A 15,013-nucleotide genomic window follows, 5' to 3' on the forward strand; every position below is an offset into this window, starting at 1 on the left:
TCTCCTTACGCTTCCAGAACGGCGCGGCCGGCCGCCAGCGCCTCTTCGGCACCGGCAAAGTCCTTGCCGCCACCCTGGGCCATGTCCGGACGGCCACCGCCGCCCTTGCCGCCGACGGCAGGCACCGCTGCCTTCAGCACGTCCACGGCGGAAACCTTTCCGGTCAGGTCATCGGTGACACCGGCGGCCACGGCCACCTTGCCCTCGTCTTCCGCCACCAGCAGCACGACACCGGACCCGATCCGCTGTTTGTGCGCATCGATCAGCGCGCGCAGGTCCTTGCCCGAAACGCCCTGCAGCGCCTGGCCCAGGAACTTGACGCCATTGACCTCTTCCACGGCCGGGCCATTGCCCTCGCCGCCGCCCATGGCGATCTCCCGCTTCAGCTGGGCCACCTCGTTTTCCAGCCGCTTGCGGTCATCCATCAGCGCCTTCACGCGGTCCACGGCCTCGGCACCATGGGCCTTCAGCATCCCCTCGATCGAGGTCAGCGTCAGGTCACGCCCGCGCAGCTCGGCCATGGCGGCCGCGCCGGTCAGGGCCTCGATCCGGCGCACACCGGCCGAAGAGGCGCTTTCGGCGGTCAGGGCGAAGGCCCCGATATCGCCCGTGCGCGCCACGTGGGTACCGCCGCAGAGCTCGATCGACCAGGTATCGCCCTTGGCGCCCTTGCCGGTCGGCGCATTGCCCATCGACACGACGCGCACCTCGTCACCGTACTTTTCGCCGAACAGCGCCTGGGCACCGATGGCGCGGGCGTCGTCCGGGGTCATGATCCGGGTCTCTACGGGCGTGTTCTGGCGGATGAAGGCGTTCACCTCCCGCTCCACTTGGGCCAACTGCTCGGCCGTCATGGCATGGCCATGGCTGAAGTCGAAGCGCAGGCGGTCCGGCGCATTCAGAGAGCCACGCTGCGCCACGTGATCGCCAAGCGCCTCGCGCAGGGCCTCGTGCAGCAGGTGGGTGGCGGAGTGGTTGGCGCGGATCTTCGACCGGCGGTCGTGATCGACCTCCAGCACCGCGGCTTCGCCCTTCTTCACGCTGCCCTCGGTCACTTCGCCGATGTGCAGGAAGACGCCGGCCACCTTCCGGGTGTCGGTCACGGTAACCTTGCCGCTTTCGGTGCGGATCTCGCCGGTGTCGCCCACCTGGCCACCGCTTTCGCCGTAGAACGGGGTCTGGTTCAGCACCAGGGTGACGGTCTCGCCCTTGGCGATGCTGTCGACCTGCGCGCCGTCCTTCACCACGGCGATGATCTGGCCCTCGGCCGTCTCGGTGTCGTAGCCCAGGAAATCGGTGGCACCGTGATGCTCGGCAATATCGAACCAGACGGCCTGGTCAGCCGCCTCGCCCGTGCCCGCCCAGGCGGCGCGCGCCTTGGCCTTCTGCTCGGCCATGGCGGCGTCGAAACCGTCGGTGTCGACCGCGCGGCCCTTCTCGCGCAGGGCGTCCTGCGTCAGGTCCAGCGGGAAGCCGTAGGTGTCGTACAGCTTGAAGGCCGATGTCCCCGGCAGCTCCGCGCCCTCGGGCAGGCCCGACAGCTCGTCGTCCAGCAGCTTCAGACCGCGGTCCAGCGTCTGCTTGAAGCGGGTCTCTTCCAGCTTCAGCGTTTCCTCGATCAGGCTCTGGGCCTGGCGCAGTTCCGGATAGGCCTCGCCCATCTGCCGCACCAGTTCCGGCACCAGCCGGTACATCAGCGGATCCTGGGAGCCGAGCAGGTGCGCGTGGCGCGCAGCGCGACGCAGGATGCGGCGCAGCACGTAGCCACGACCATCGTTCGACGGCATCACGCCATCGGCGATCAGGAAGGAGGTGGAGCGCAGGTGGTCCGCGATCACCCGGTGATGGGTCTTGCCGGGGCCGTCGGGTTCGGTGCTGGTCGCATGGGCCGAGGCCTCGATCAGCGCGCGCATCAGGTCGGTGCCATAGTTGTCGTTGGTGCCCTGCAGCAGCGCCGCGACCCGTTCGATGCCCATGCCGGTGTCGATGGACTGCATGTCCAGCGCCCGCATCGAGCCGTCCTCGAACTGCTCGTTCTGCATGAAGACGACGTTCCAGATCTCGATGAAGCGGTCACCGTCCTCTTCCGGCGATCCCGGAGGGCCACCCCAGAACTTTTCGCCATGATCATAGAAGATCTCGGTGCAGGGGCCGCAGGGGCCGGTCGGGCCCATCTGCCAGAAGTTGTCCGACGTGGCGATCCGGATGATCCGGTCTTCCGGAACCCCGATCTTCTTCCACAGCTCGAACGCCTCGTCATCGGTGTGGTAGACGGTGGTGTAGAGCTTGTCCTTCGGAATCCCGAATTCCTTGGTCACCACCTCCCAGGCAAAGGGGATCGCCTCGGTCTTGAAGTAATCCCCGAAGGAGAAGTTGCCGAGCATCTCGAAGAAGGTGTGGTGACGCGCGGTGTAGCCGACGTTGTCGAGGTCGTTGTGCTTGCCCCCGGCGCGCACGCATTTCTGGGCGGTGGTCGCTCGGGAATAGTCGCGATGTTCGACCCCGGTGAAGCAGTTCTTGAACTGCACCATGCCGGAGTTCGCAAACATCAGCGTCGGATCATTCCGGGGAACCAGCGGAGAGGAAGGGACAATCGTATGTCCCTGCTTCTCGAAATAGTTCAGGAAGGTCGAGCGGATCTCGTTCAGCGTCTTCATTTCGGGCGGCCCTTGTTCCGGTTGCCTGACGGTCCCGCTGATGTAGCGGGCGGTGGCAGAAGTGTCTACCGCCCCCGCAGGCTTGGCCCATGGAAATGCACCTGCCGGCGCGCGTCCTCGCCCCGAAACCACCGCCCCCGGCTGCCCGTAGGGTGGATGCAATCCACCTTCACCCCGATCCAATCTGCCGTCATCCCCCCTTCGCCCGCGCCTTCCCCGACTTCTCAAAACCCGGATCTCCCCCCCACATACCCAAATCCCCAGGTCAGCTGCACGCCATCCCGCAACCAGGATCTGCCCCCGGAAATGAAAAAGAGCGGCCCGAAGGCCGCTCCTCTCGCTAGTCTGCCCCGGCACCGGCCCGGGGCGGCCTTCTGCACGCCCCGTCGCGGATCCGTCTCGGGCCTCAGCCCTCCATCACGTCGTCGTTGTCGCCGTCGTCCTTGTAGCCCGCGCCGAAATCCAGCCCGTGGGCGGCCCGGATCTTGTCCTCGACCTCAAAGGCCAGGTCGGGGTTCTCCTTCAGGAAGGTCTTGGCGTTCTCACGCCCCTGCCCGATCCGCTCGTCGCCGTAGCTGTACCAGCTGCCCGATTTCTCGACCACGCCGGCCTTCACGCCCAGGTCCAGCAGCTCGCCGGTCTTGGAAATGCCCTCGCCATACATGATGTCGAATTCGACCTGCTTGAAGGGCGGGGCCACCTTGTTCTTCACCACCTTGACGCGGGTGGAGTTGCCGACGACCTCGTCCCGGTCCTTGATCGCGCCGATACGGCGGATGTCGAGGCGGACGGAGCTGTAGAACTTCAGCGCGTTGCCGCCCGTGGTCGTCTCGGGCGAGCCGAACATCACGCCAATCTTCATCCGGATCTGGTTGATGAAGATCACCATGCAGTTGGACCGCGCGATCGAACCGGTCAGCTTGCGCATGGCCTGGGACATCAGGCGGGCATGCACGCCCACGCTCGAGTCGCCCATGTCGCCTTCCAGTTCGGACTTCGGCGTCAGCGCCGCGACCGAGTCGACGATGACCATGGAAACCGCGCCGGACCGCACCAGCGTGTCGGTGATTTCCAGCGCCTGTTCGCCGGTGTCGGGCTGGGAGATCAGAAGCTCGTCCAGGTCCACGCCCAGCTTGCGGGCATAGCCCGGATCCAGCGCATGTTCCGCGTCGACGAAGGCGCAGACGCCGCCCTTCTTCTGCTCCTCGGCCACGCAGTGCAGCGTCAGCGTCGTCTTGCCCGAGCTTTCCGGACCGTAGATCTCGATGATCCGGCCCTTGGGCAGGCCGCCGATGCCGAGCGCGATGTCCAGACCCAGCGAGCCGGTGGACGTCGCCTCGATCTCCTGGATGGCATCCTTGCCGCCCAGTTTCATGATCGAGCCCTTGCCGAACTGGCGTTCGATCTGCGCGAGCGCCGAATCCAGCGCCTTCTGCTTGTTGGGGTCTTTCTTGGAATTCATGGAAAGAAGATCTGCCGTTGCCATTTTCTGCACCCTTATTTCATACCCGGGATGGGGCGGCAATTGCTGCCTATGTTCGCCTCTTGTTCCGGGAACATGAGGGCAAAACGAGAACATTTCAATCTAATTCTTTGTTTCCCGACTTTGCGCAGAGATGGTTAAAGAGTAGTTTACGCTCTCAGGAGAGAGCTAAGGGGATGTGAATGCTTGTTTTTTCCAAGGCACGGCTGGTGTTCCTCTCGGTGCCCAAGACCGGAACAACCGCCTACGAATCTGCCCTTGCGCCGCTGGCGGACCTGGTGATCGCCAATCCGCCTGAGCTGAAACATGCCCCCGTCTATCGCTACAACCGCTTTTTCCGCCCCATGGTGGACAAGTTCATCAGCGATGACGTCGATATCCTGGCCGTTGTCCGGGAGCCTGTCTCCTGGCTCGGCTCCTGGTACCGCTTCCGTCAGCGCCCCTTCATGGAAGGCCACCCGAACGCCACCCACGGGATCAGCTTCGACACCTTCGTCGAGGGATACTGCAAGGGCCAGCGGCCCGGTTTCGCCAATGTCGGCAGCCAGGCGAAGTTCCTCGAACCCGCCGGGAACGGCACCTGCGCGACCCGGCTCTTCCGCTACGACGACCAGGCCTCCCTGCGCGGTTTCCTCGAAACACGCCTGGACACCCGGTTCGAGACCGAGCGTGAGAATGTCTCGCCCGAGATGACGCTCAGCCTTTCCCCCGCGGTCGAGGCAAAGCTGCGCCGCAAGCATGCCGAGGAATTCGACCTCTACGCGTCGATCCCCATGGGCGGTCACCAGGGTCGCTAACGCATCTGCGCCTGCACCGTCTCCGTCAGCTCCGCCAGGGAGAATGGTTTCGGCAGGAAGACCGAGTTCGGGATCTTCGACGCGCTCTCCGCGAAACTGTCCTCGGCATAGCCGGAAACGAAGACAACCCGGGTCTCCGGGTGGGTCTTCAACGCTTCACGGACCCAGCTTGGCCCATCCATGCCCGGCATGATCACGTCGGTCACGAAGACATCGATCTTTCGCGTCGTGGATTTCAGCGTTTCCAGGGCCTGCTCGGCATTTTCCGCCTCCAGGACGGAATAGCCGCGCAGACGCAGCGCGCGGCTGGCGAAGGCGCGGACCGGGGCCTCGTCCTCGACCAGCAGGACGACCCCGTCCCCCCGCGCGGCGATCTCCTCCAGCCTGGGCGGCGCGGCTTCGGCCTCCACGGCTTCCATCGCGTCGCGCGCGGGGAACAGCAGGGTGAAGCTCGTCCCCTCGCCCGGGGTGGAATCGACGAAAATGAACCCGCCGGATTGCTTCACGATGCCATAGGCCGTCGACAGGCCCAGCCCGGTCCCCTCACCCACCCGCTTGGTGGTGAAAAAGGGCTCGAACACCTTCGGCAGCTTGTCCGGGGGAATGCCGCAGCCGGTGTCATCGACGCGCACACTGACATAGCGGCCCGGCGCCACCATGGCCCGGTCCCGCTTCATCTCGTCCTCCAGCTCCAGCACCTCGGTCGTGATGCGGATCTCGCCGCCCTCCGGCATCGCGTCGCGCGCATTCACCACCAGGTTCATCAGCACCTGTTCCAGCTGCCGCTTGTCCGCCCGGATCTGCGGCAGGACCGGATCATGGCTCAGCGACAGGGTCACCTTTTCCCCGACCAGGCGATTCAGCAGGTGGGTCAGGTCCGACAGGGTATCGCGCAGATCAAGCGTTTCCGGCCGCAGGGTCTGCTTGCGGGAGAAGGCCAGCAACTGCCCGACGAGAGAGGCCGCCCGATTGGCATTCTGGTTGATCTGGATGAGGTCCGCGTAATCCGGATCGCCCTGGTCGTGCCGCAGCAGCAGCAGATCGCAATGGCCCGTGATCGCGGTCAGCAGGTTGTTGAAATCATGCGCCACGCCACCGGCCAGCTGCCCGATGGCCTGCATTTTCTGGCTCTGCACGAATTGCGCTTCCAGCGTCTTCAGCTCAGTCGCATCCGACAGCACCGCGATCAGCGCCACGCGTCCTTCATGGATCACCGGCCGCACCGTCACCTGCACGAAGACCTCCAGTTCGGAGCGTGACAGCCGCAGGAATTCCGAATGCGGCTTCGGCCCGCCGTCCGGCCCCTGTGCCGCCGCTTCGGACAGCCATTGCGGGATCGACCGGCCAAGCCCTTCGGTCAGATCCCCCAGGCTCAGCTCGGGATAGCGCGAAATGCTCAGCAACTGGCAGGCAGCGTCGTTGGCCAGTTCGATCATGCCCGCGCTGGACAGGCGCAGGATCGCCAGGGGCAGCGCATCCACCATGGACCAGATCGCGGAGCCGTCCTGTTCCGGCACCTCCCGCGGCAGGGGCAGCAGGCGGATTTCCCGCCGCCCGCCCGCGCGGGGTTCCTCCCGCAGAAGCCGGGTCTCCGCGCCTTCGGCGGTGCGCAGCACAACCCGGCCCTCGGGCCCTTCCGGGCCGTCGACCACCAGTTCATCCAGCCGCCGCAGACGCCCGCCGGCCAGCGTGCGCGCCGGGGTGTTCATGTAGAGGATCGCATCGCCCTGCCCGACCGAAAGCACCGGAAGGTCTTCTGGCATCTCGGGCTCCGGGGGCTCCAGCTCTTCCAGCCGCCAAAGCACCTGCCCGCCGTCCAGCGCCTGCCCCGACAGGCGCAGGTGCCCCGTCCGCGTCACCAGGTCCTCACTCGCCGCGCCGCTCCGCCCCAGGGCGGTCTGCAGCCGCCGCAACAGGGCGGCGGGCGCGTCGATCCGGACGGCCAGCAGGGCCTCGACCGTCTGCGGAACACTCGGCGCTTCGCCGTCTCGCGGGGCATCGGACAGAAGCGTGGCCGCCGCATTGGCAAAAAGCACCTCCCCCTCCGGGCCACTGATCAGCGCGGGAAGGGGATCATCCTCCAGCAGGGCGCGCAGATCCGGGGCCTGATCGGACAGGGGCACGCCGCGCTGCCGATACCGCCAGGCCTTCATGCCCGCCAGGGCCGCCAGGCTCACCCCGCTCAGCAGCAGCGCAAGCGACAGCCGCGTCTCCGGCACGACAGCGGCCAGGACCACGAACAGGAAACTCACCGTGACGATCGCAGCGGTCCGCGCGCCGGGCTCCCGCCCGAACGGGTCAAACCTGCCACTCTGCGTGCCGATTTCCGCCAATGCGCCCTCCTGACCAATCTCCGGCAACCACGCCAAACTGCGATGGAAGAGCTTAAACAGAGATTAACAGGCGTTGCGCATTGCGCCTATGGCGTCCGCCACCGTGCGCTTGCGACTTTAGTCGCGCAACAGCTGGGCCAGGAAGAACCCGTCGCCCCCGTCCAGCGGGGTCAGGCGCAGGCTGCCGTCCAGCCGCCAGCCGGGATGCCGCGACAGGAAAGCCTCCACCTGGGCACCGTTCTCGGCGTCGAACAGCGAACAGGTGGCATAGGCAAGCCGCCCACCCGGCGCGACCAGGGGCGCGGTTTCGTCAAGGATCCCGGCCTGGATGCGCGTCAGCTCCTCCAGCCGCTCACGGGTCAGGCGCCACTTGCCCTCAGGCGCACGACGCCATGCACCGCTTCCCGAACAGGGCACATCGCAGAACACCAGGTCATAGGGCGCCTTGCCGGCGACCTGGGCCGTTTCCAGCAGCTCCACGCGCAACCCGGCACGGCGGGCCCGGGCAGGCAGATCCTTCATCCGTTGCGGCGCGGCATCATGGGCGTAAAGCTTCAGATCCGCCCGCGCGCCCAATGCCAGGGACTTGCCGCCCCCGCCCGCGCAGTAGTCCAGAACCCGCATCCCGTCAGATAGGGGCACGGCTTCGCAAATCGCCTGGCTGGCCGCATCCTGCATCTCGAACCGGCCATCTTCCCAGGCCGCGGTGCGCTGCAGCTTGCGCGCGCCCTCGGTCACCTCCAGCGCGCCTGCCGCCAGGTCGACCGGCACCGCGGTGATGCCTTCTTCCGCCAGATCCGCAATCAGCCCCGCGCGGGAGGTCACGGCACGGTTCACCCGCACATGCACCGGCGCGCGGGCCCGCAGGGCCTCAGCCACGGCCACGGCATCTTCGCCCAGGGAGGCGGCGAAATCATCCCAGGCCCAGCCCGGAATGTCATGCCGCTCCGCCGGATCATCGGGCAGCGCACCGCCCGCCAGCTCCGCCTCGGTGAGCGCAGCAGGCGCATGCCCCTCCCCGGTGAAAACCTCCGCCGGGTCGCGGCCCTCCGCCCGCAGCAGGCCGATCATCACGCCACGGCCGGTGGGGGCACCGCCAAGCGCGGCAAAGCTCGTCAGGCAGCGCAGGGCGTCGAAGACGTGATCCCGCACGGCGGCCCGATCCTTCGATCCGGCATAGCGCGCATTGCGCGCCCAGGTGGTCAGCGCCTTTTCGGCGGCCTCGCCCCGCAGGATGAGGTCGAGGATTTCGGCGGCGGCGGCAATGCGCGCGGCAGGCTGCATCAGTGGCCCCCCGCCGTCATGTCAAAGATCTTGCCCGGGTTCAGGATGCCCCTGGGATCCAGCGCCGCCTTCACCGCCTGCATCGCCGCGATGGCAGCCCCGGCCTCTTCGGCCAGCGCGCCCATCTTGCCCTGCCCGATCCCGTGCTCCCCGGTGCAGGTGCCACCGGCGGCCTGCGCCCGCAGCGTGATGCCATGCAGGAAGTCATCGACTTTCGCCGCCTCCTCGGCATCCTCCGGATCGGTCATCAGCACGACGTGGAAATTGCCATCGCCCACATGACCCAGGATCGTGCCCACCAGCCCCTTGGCCAGCAGGTCTTCCTGGGCGGCCGCGATATTCTCCGCCAGGGCCGAAATCGGCACGCAGGCATCCGAAACCAGCCCCTTGCACCCGGGCCGCAGCGCCAGCGCAGCCCAGTAGCTGTCGTGCCGGGCCGCCCAGAGCTTGTTGCGCGTGTCCGGATCGCTGGACCAGTCGATATGGGTCGCCCCGGCATCCTTGGCCAATTCGGCAAAGGTTTCCGCCGTGTCCTTCGCCACCGCCTCGCTCCCGGTGCATTCGAAGAACAGGGTCACCGTCTCTTCCAGGTCCAGCTTGCTGTAGGCGTTGCAGGCGCGGATCTGCATCGCATCCAGCAGCTCCACCCGCCCGATGTCGAGGCCCATCTGAACCAGCAAGATCACCGTCGCCACGGCGCTGTCGAGGTCGGGGAAGGCCGCGATCCCGCCCAGAACCGTCTCCGGGATGCCACGCAGGCGCAGCGTCGCCTCGGTGATCACCCCCAGCGTCCCTTCGGAGCCGATCATCAGCCGCGTCAGGTCATAGCCCGCAGCCGATTTCGCTGCCCGCGTCCCGGTCCGGATCACCGTGCCATCCGCCAGCACGACTTCCAGCGCCAGCACATTGTCGGCCATGGTGCCGTAACGCACCGCATTGGTCCCCGACGCCCGCGTCGCGCACATGCCCCCGACCGAGGCATCGGCGCCCGGATCAATCGGGAAGGTCAGGCCCGTCGCGCGCAGCTCCTCGTTCAGGCGCTTGCGCGTGATACCGGGCTGCACGACCGCCAACAGGTCTTCGGGATGGGTTTCCAGTACAGAAGCCATCCGGCTCATGTCGATGGACACCCCGCCGATCGGCGCATTCAGCTGCCCTTCCAGCGACGACCCCGCGCCGAAGGGGATCACCGGCACCCCATGGGTCCAGCAGGCCTTCAGGATCGCCGACACCTCTGCCGTGCTTTCGGGCCAGGCGACCATGTCCGGCGCCTGCGTGCCCCGGCCCGTCGCCGTGTTCGCGTGCTGCTCCCGGATTGCCTGGCCGGTCTGAAGCCGCTCCCCCAGAAGCGCCGACAGCGCCTCCCGGACCGAAGTCACGGCGGTCTCTTCCGGTTTGACCCACTGGTTCATCGCAGCCTCCTGAAAATTCGCTCCGCCCCCGGGGCAGAGGACTTTCCCCTACTCTCCAGCGCCTGTCGAGGCAAGCACCGCCCCGGAATCACCCCCCGGATCGACGCCCGGGCGCGGGCGGTCACGCAAGCAAATCCCCCCGCCCCAAACGGCAAGTCATTGAGCTTGCGTTGAAATCCCGCCGGCGCCGGACGCGCCACAGACGCCCTGCGCCCGCGTCCCAACCTATCGAAAAAGACAAACAGGATATCCACGTTTCTCCCCACCCAGGGAAAATCCACCTTTCCGGCGCTTCGGAGCGCAGGGCGCCCCGGCGCACGGCACGCGGACGCCAGCGCGACAGCCTCACGCTTCAGATTAGCTTCAGAAGTCAAGCCACCATTATATATTGATATTTCCAAAACGCGGCGCAACACACCATCCAGACAGCGCGGCATCGTCCGGAATCCCATTTCCCCAAGGTCACCCAGCCGCCTCCACCACACTCCGCCCTTGTCCAACGGAAACTCCCCAACAACCCCCAGAGTTATCCACAGCCTTACGTACAGGGGGCCGGGACAAATCCCTGCGAAAACCGCCACGCACCCGCGCCCCGACCGCCGCGCACTGCGGAAAGCGAAGTTGCCTTCTCGACCGAACCCGGCGTTTGGCATAAAGCTTGCCCTCACGAAGCGCGGCAGAGGAGCCGCCCGAGACGTCCCGAGGAGAGACCGGAATGCTGATCTGCTGCGGCGAAGCCCTGATCGACATGATCCCCGCCGAAACCGCCGATGGCCGTGCCGCCTACGTGCCCCATGTCGGCGGCGCCGTCTTCAATACGGCCGTGGCCCTGGGGCGACTGGATCAGGCCTGCGGCATGATTTCCGGCATTTCCAACGATCTCTTCGGGCAAAGGCTCGTCGCAGCGCTCCAAGACAGCCGCGTGGACACCTCCCTGCTGATCCGTGCCGACCGGCCCACCACCATGGCCTATGTCACTCTCAGGAACGGTAGCGCCACCTACGATTTTCACGATGAAAACTCCGCCGGACGCATGATCACCCCGGCCGACCTGCCCGCACTGCCCGACAGCTGCGCCGCGCTCTACTTCGGCGGCATCTCCCTCGCCGTGGAACCGGGCGCCGAAACCTACGCCGCGCTCTGCACGCGCGAAGCCTCAGATCACCTGGTGATGATAGACCCCAACATCCGCCCCGGTTTCATCCGGGACGAGGCCAGGTTCCGCGACCGCATGGACCGGATGCTGCCCTGCGCGGACATCATCAAGATCTCCGACGAGGATCTGGAGTGGCTGCACCCCACCGATGGCGACAGCGATGCGCAGGCCCGCGCCCTGCAGGCGCGCACCGGCGCGATCGTCGTGCTGACCCGCGGGGCCGAGGGCGCGACCGCCTTCCGCGCCGGAGGGGAACTGCACGTCCCCTCCCGGCGGGCAGAGGTCGTCGATACCGTCGGTGCCGGCGACACCTTCAACGCGGGCCTTCTGGCCAGCCTCGCGGACCAGGGGCTGCTCGACAAGGCACGACTTGCCGCCATCCCGGACGAGGCCCTGGCCCGCGCCATGGACTTCGGCGCGCAGGTGGCCGCGGTCACCGTGTCCCGCGCAGGCGCCAACCCGCCCTGGCGCACCGAACTGGCCGCCTGACCCGCTTGCCCTAAGCGATCCCTGCCCCCGGCAAAGGAAATCGGGATCACCTGCCCCGCGGCCCCTCCGCTTGCGCATTCCCGACATTTCGCCCGATCCCGGCGAGACGTATCGCGACCAGACGGAAAACGCCCGCCCCGGAAAGCCGGAGCGGGCGATTCAAGTTCAGCGATGGCGATGCCGCCGGATCAGCCGATCCGGTAGTTCGGGCTTTCGCGGGTGATCTGCACGTCGTGGACATGGCTTTCGGACAGGCCGGCGCCGGTGATCTTCACGAAGTTGCAGCCCATGCGCATGTCGTCCACCGTGGCATTCCCGGTGTAGCCCATGGCCGCGCGCAGACCGCCCACCAGCTGGTGAATGACGGCGCCTGCGGGCCCCTTGTAGGGCACCTGGCCTTCGATCCCTTCGGGGACCAGCTTGTCGCTTGCCGCGTCCTTCTGGAAGTAACGGTCGGCGGAGCCGCGCGCCATGGCGCCCATGCTGCCCATGCCGCGATAGGACTTGAACGACCGGCCCTGGTACAGGATCACCTCGCCCGGGCTTTCATCCGTGCCGGCGATCATGCTGCCGACCATGGCGCAGCTCGCCCCGGCGGCAATCGCCTTGGCGAAATCGCCCGAGAACTTGATGCCGCCATCCGCGATGATCGGCACGTCGCCCGCCGCCTTGGCGCAATCCATGATCGCGGTCAGCTGCGGCACGCCGACACCGGCCACCATGCGGGTGGTGCAGATGGATCCGGGCCCGATACCGACCTTCACCGCATCCGCCCCTGCCGCGATCAGCGCCTTGGTGGCATCGGCCGTGGCCACGTTGCCCGCGATGATCTGCACATCGTTGGACAGCTGCTTGGCCCGGCTCACCGCCGCGACCACGCCTTCGCTGTGGCCGTGGGCGGTGTCGATCACCAGGATGTCGACCCCGGCATCCACCAGGGCTTCGGAACGTTCGAAACCGGCCTCGCCGACGCCCGTGGCCGCAGCCACCCGCAGCCGGCCCAGGTCATCCTTGCAGGCGGTGGGGTTCAGGACGGCCTTCTCGGTATCCTTCAGGGTCAGCAGCCCGGTCAGCTTGCCGCTCTTGTCGGTCACCAGCAGCTTCTCGATCCGTCGCTCGCGCATCATCTCGATCGCCTGCTGGCGGTCCGCCGGCTCTACCAGGATGGCCAGGTTCTGGCTCGTCATCATCACCCGAACCGGCGTTTCGTCCTTCTGGGCAAAGCGCATGTCGCGGTTGGTGACGATGCCGACAACCTTGTGGTCCTTGTCGACGACGGGGAAGCCGGTGAAGCCGTAGCGCTCGGTCAGGGCCTTGGCATCCGCCAGGGTCTGATCCGGCGTCAGCGTCACGGGGTTGTAGACGATACCGCTTTCAAAACGTTTCACCCGCCGCACTTCCTGCGCCTGCTCCAGCACGCTCAGGTTCTTGTGGATCACGCCGATCCCGCCGGCCTGGGCCATGGTGATGGCCATCTTCGCCTCGGTCACGGTATCCATGGCCGAGCTCAGCAGCGGGATATTCATGGAAATCCGCTTGGTTACCCGCGTCCTCGTGTCCGCCGTGCTGGGCAGAACGGAAGAAGCTGCAGGTACGAGTAGTACGTCATCGAAGGTGAGAGCCTCGCGAATCTCCATCGGGTCACTCCATGGACAAGATCACTTGGCGCTTCCCTATTGCATGTCTTGGGAGGAGGTAAAAGGCGAAAATGCCTGCACCGCCCCCGCGCAATGGTGCGTTTCAGGACAACAGGTTGTGCAGATGCCGATCGGTCAGCAGCACCGCAATGGCCACCAGCAGCGCCGCCACCACGAAACAGAAAAGCACCAGCTGACGCCGCCTGCGCGCCAGGACAACCGGATCCTGCCGCAACAGCTCCGCCAGGCGCCGCCAGGCGCGCCGCCGGGACGTCATCTCGTAAAGGTGCATCAGCGAATAGGCCACGGAAAAGACCAGCACCACCGCAAAGGCATCCCCCAGAAGGGACCCGGTCCGGAACATCAGCGCGATCAGGATCACCGCCACCGCGAGGATCGTCGAAACGATCGTCTCGGAATAGTAGGGCGAGGCCGCTCGCAGCAGCACCAGCCGTTCCAGCAACGGATCGGCGCGATCCCTGCCCGGCTCACCCCGCTCCAGCCCTTCGATCAGACGGGCCCGCGTGGGGGCGTCACAGCCCTCGCAGGCCTCCGCCAGCATATGCGCTTCCTGGGCGAAGACCTCCGTCTTGCGCGACACGATGAAGGCCGTGAAGATGGAGAAGAAGGCGACCAGCACCCCGATCACGTCGTAGTAGTCCTCCCCTGGCAGGATCGGCAGGTACAGCACGCCGATGCCCGCCAGCAGGAGCGCGCACAGCGACACGATGAACGACGGCCGCCGCAGCTCCGCCGTGTTCAGGAAGCAGTTGGCCAAAAAGATGATGGCAAAGCCCACCAGCGTGGTTTCCTCGATCCGTCCGCCATGGATCGCCGCGACCCAGAACAGGCCCAGGGGCGGCGCCAGGAACCACAGCAGGATCGAAGACGTGCTGCGAGAGAAGTTGACGCCGTAGACCGCCAGCAGAGATGCCAGGCCAAAGCCCGTCACGCCGAACCCCAGCCCCAGTTCCCAGGTCACCGGATCGCCGAAATCCGCCCCGGTCAGCAGGGCCATCACGCCGCAGATCACCATCCCCGCCACACGAAGCGCGCCCACCATGGCCGCGGCATCGCCCATGGTCTTGACCGGCGACACCCGCCGGGCCAGCTCCGTCTGAAGGATCGTCGCGGCAGAGGCGACGGCCGCCAGCACCGCAAAGCCCACACCAAGGGCCGCGGGCAGCGACACGCTCACCTCCCACTCGCCCGCCGTGGCACCCGCCGTGGCCCGGCGCGCGTCCACCAGCTCGGGGAAGATCACCACGATCAGCCCCAGCACGCTCATCGCCAGCACCGCCAGGTTGGCCACCGTCGGACGCTCCCACTCCTTCTGGATGAAGCGACCGGCAAAGACGTAGGCCAGCACCGGCCAAAGCTCCAGGATCACGATGGACACCGCGCCGGACACGATCTCGGCGGAGCGGGCAAAGAAATACTGCAGGAAGACAGAGGCCGCCGCCATCACGAAGAAATAGCGCGGCTCCTGCCGCAGGGCGCGCACCGTCACGTCGCGGATTGCCCGCGCGCCGCTGAAGGGCCAGTTGACCAGCAGCCCCACAAGCTGGCTCAGGAAGGCCACCGCCCAGATGTCCTGGGTCGGGCCGATCAGCATCGTCAGCAGCGGAAACAGGCTCCACAGCAGTACGTTCATGAAGATCGCGTTATTGGCGGAAAGTTTCATGCGGCCGGCCCCCTGGCCCCTGCGACCTGCCCCTGATCTCACCGGTCCGGGCGGCGCGAACCCGGGCAGGCCCGGCAGTCC

At 66.7% G+C, this 15,013-nt stretch carries 9 protein-coding genes; 2 read left to right on the top strand and 7 right to left on the bottom strand.

Annotation, left to right across the window (positions count from 1 at the left end; translation table 11 throughout):
* Positions 1-5 precede the first annotated feature (5 nt).
* Together alaS and recA are read right to left on the bottom strand one after the other, a co-directional pair.
* Positions 6-2,657, bottom strand: a complete 2,652-nt coding sequence (alaS, locus tag AC2IR1_RS13930) for an alanine--tRNA ligase (RefSeq protein ID WP_486472570.1) — start codon at positions 2,655-2,657, stop codon at positions 6-8.
* Between the two features lie 406 nt (positions 2,658-3,063).
* Positions 3,064-4,143, bottom strand: a complete 1,080-nt coding sequence (gene recA / locus AC2IR1_RS13935) for a recombinase RecA (protein ID WP_486472571.1) — start codon at positions 4,141-4,143, stop codon at positions 3,064-3,066.
* A gap of 179 nt (positions 4,144-4,322) precedes the next feature.
* Here recA and AC2IR1_RS13940 point away from each other — a divergent pair, with 179 nt between their 5' ends.
* Positions 4,323-4,937, top strand: a complete 615-nt coding sequence (locus AC2IR1_RS13940; protein WP_486472572.1) for a gamma-glutamyl kinase — start codon at positions 4,323-4,325, stop codon at positions 4,935-4,937.
* On the opposite strand, the gene AC2IR1_RS13945 is transcribed toward AC2IR1_RS13940, so the two are convergent.
* The 3 genes from AC2IR1_RS13945 to AC2IR1_RS13955 form a co-directional block, all read right to left on the bottom strand.
* Positions 4,934-7,270, bottom strand: a complete 2,337-nt coding sequence (locus AC2IR1_RS13945; protein ID WP_486472573.1) for a hybrid sensor histidine kinase/response regulator — start codon at positions 7,268-7,270, stop codon at positions 4,934-4,936. The genes AC2IR1_RS13940 and AC2IR1_RS13945 overlap by 4 nt on opposite strands.
* 117 nt (positions 7,271-7,387) lie before the next feature.
* The gene (locus AC2IR1_RS13950; protein ID WP_486472574.1) at positions 7,388-8,554 is read right to left on the bottom strand and encodes an RsmB/NOP family class I SAM-dependent RNA methyltransferase; all 1,167 of its coding nucleotides are present in this window, start codon (positions 8,552-8,554) and stop codon (positions 7,388-7,390) included.
* Positions 8,554-9,966 (bottom strand): FAD-binding oxidoreductase, encoded by a 1,413-nt coding sequence (locus tag AC2IR1_RS13955; RefSeq protein WP_486472575.1) that lies wholly within the window; start codon positions 9,964-9,966, stop codon positions 8,554-8,556. The genes AC2IR1_RS13950 and AC2IR1_RS13955 overlap by 1 nt, the downstream gene beginning before the upstream one ends.
* A gap of 715 nt (positions 9,967-10,681) precedes the next feature.
* Here AC2IR1_RS13955 and AC2IR1_RS13960 point away from each other — a divergent pair.
* On the top strand, positions 10,682-11,611 hold the full coding sequence (locus AC2IR1_RS13960; protein WP_486472576.1) for a carbohydrate kinase family protein: 930 nt from the start codon (positions 10,682-10,684) through the stop codon (positions 11,609-11,611).
* Between the two features lie 188 nt (positions 11,612-11,799).
* Here AC2IR1_RS13960 and guaB read toward each other — a convergent pair whose 3' ends face one another.
* Together guaB and AC2IR1_RS13970 are read right to left on the bottom strand one after the other, a co-directional pair.
* On the bottom strand, positions 11,800-13,248 hold the full coding sequence (guaB, locus tag AC2IR1_RS13965) for an IMP dehydrogenase (protein ID WP_486472577.1): 1,449 nt from the start codon (positions 13,246-13,248) through the stop codon (positions 11,800-11,802).
* A 103-nt stretch (positions 13,249-13,351) separates the two neighbouring features.
* Positions 13,352-14,932: a hypothetical protein gene (locus AC2IR1_RS13970; protein ID WP_486472578.1), complete on the bottom strand. Its 1,581-nt coding sequence runs from the start codon at positions 14,930-14,932 to the stop codon at positions 13,352-13,354.
* Positions 14,933-15,013 lie beyond the last annotated feature (81 nt).

It is taken from the genome of Pseudooceanicola sp. NS-SX8 (assembly GCF_057380755.1).

Bases quoted from the DNA above. Each gene is read 5' to 3' on its own strand.
- AC2IR1_RS13960 (WP_486472576.1), top strand. From the start codon at position 10,682: ATGCTGATCTGCTGCGGCGAAGCCCTGATCGACATGATCCCCGCCGAA.
- guaB (WP_486472577.1), bottom strand. From the start codon at position 13,248: ATGGAGATTCGCGAGGCTCTCACCTTCGATGACGTACTACTCGTACCT.
- alaS (WP_486472570.1), bottom strand. From the start codon at position 2,657: ATGAAGACGCTGAACGAGATCCGCTCGACCTTCCTGAACTATTTCGAG.
- recA (WP_486472571.1), bottom strand. From the start codon at position 4,143: ATGGCAACGGCAGATCTTCTTTCCATGAATTCCAAGAAAGACCCCAAC.
- AC2IR1_RS13940 (WP_486472572.1), top strand. From the start codon at position 4,323: ATGCTTGTTTTTTCCAAGGCACGGCTGGTGTTCCTCTCGGTGCCCAAG.
- AC2IR1_RS13955 (WP_486472575.1), bottom strand. From the start codon at position 9,966: ATGAACCAGTGGGTCAAACCGGAAGAGACCGCCGTGACTTCGGTCCGG.
- AC2IR1_RS13970 (WP_486472578.1), bottom strand. From the start codon at position 14,932: ATGAAACTTTCCGCCAATAACGCGATCTTCATGAACGTACTGCTGTGG.
- AC2IR1_RS13950 (WP_486472574.1), bottom strand. From the start codon at position 8,554: ATGCAGCCTGCCGCGCGCATTGCCGCCGCCGCCGAAATCCTCGACCTC.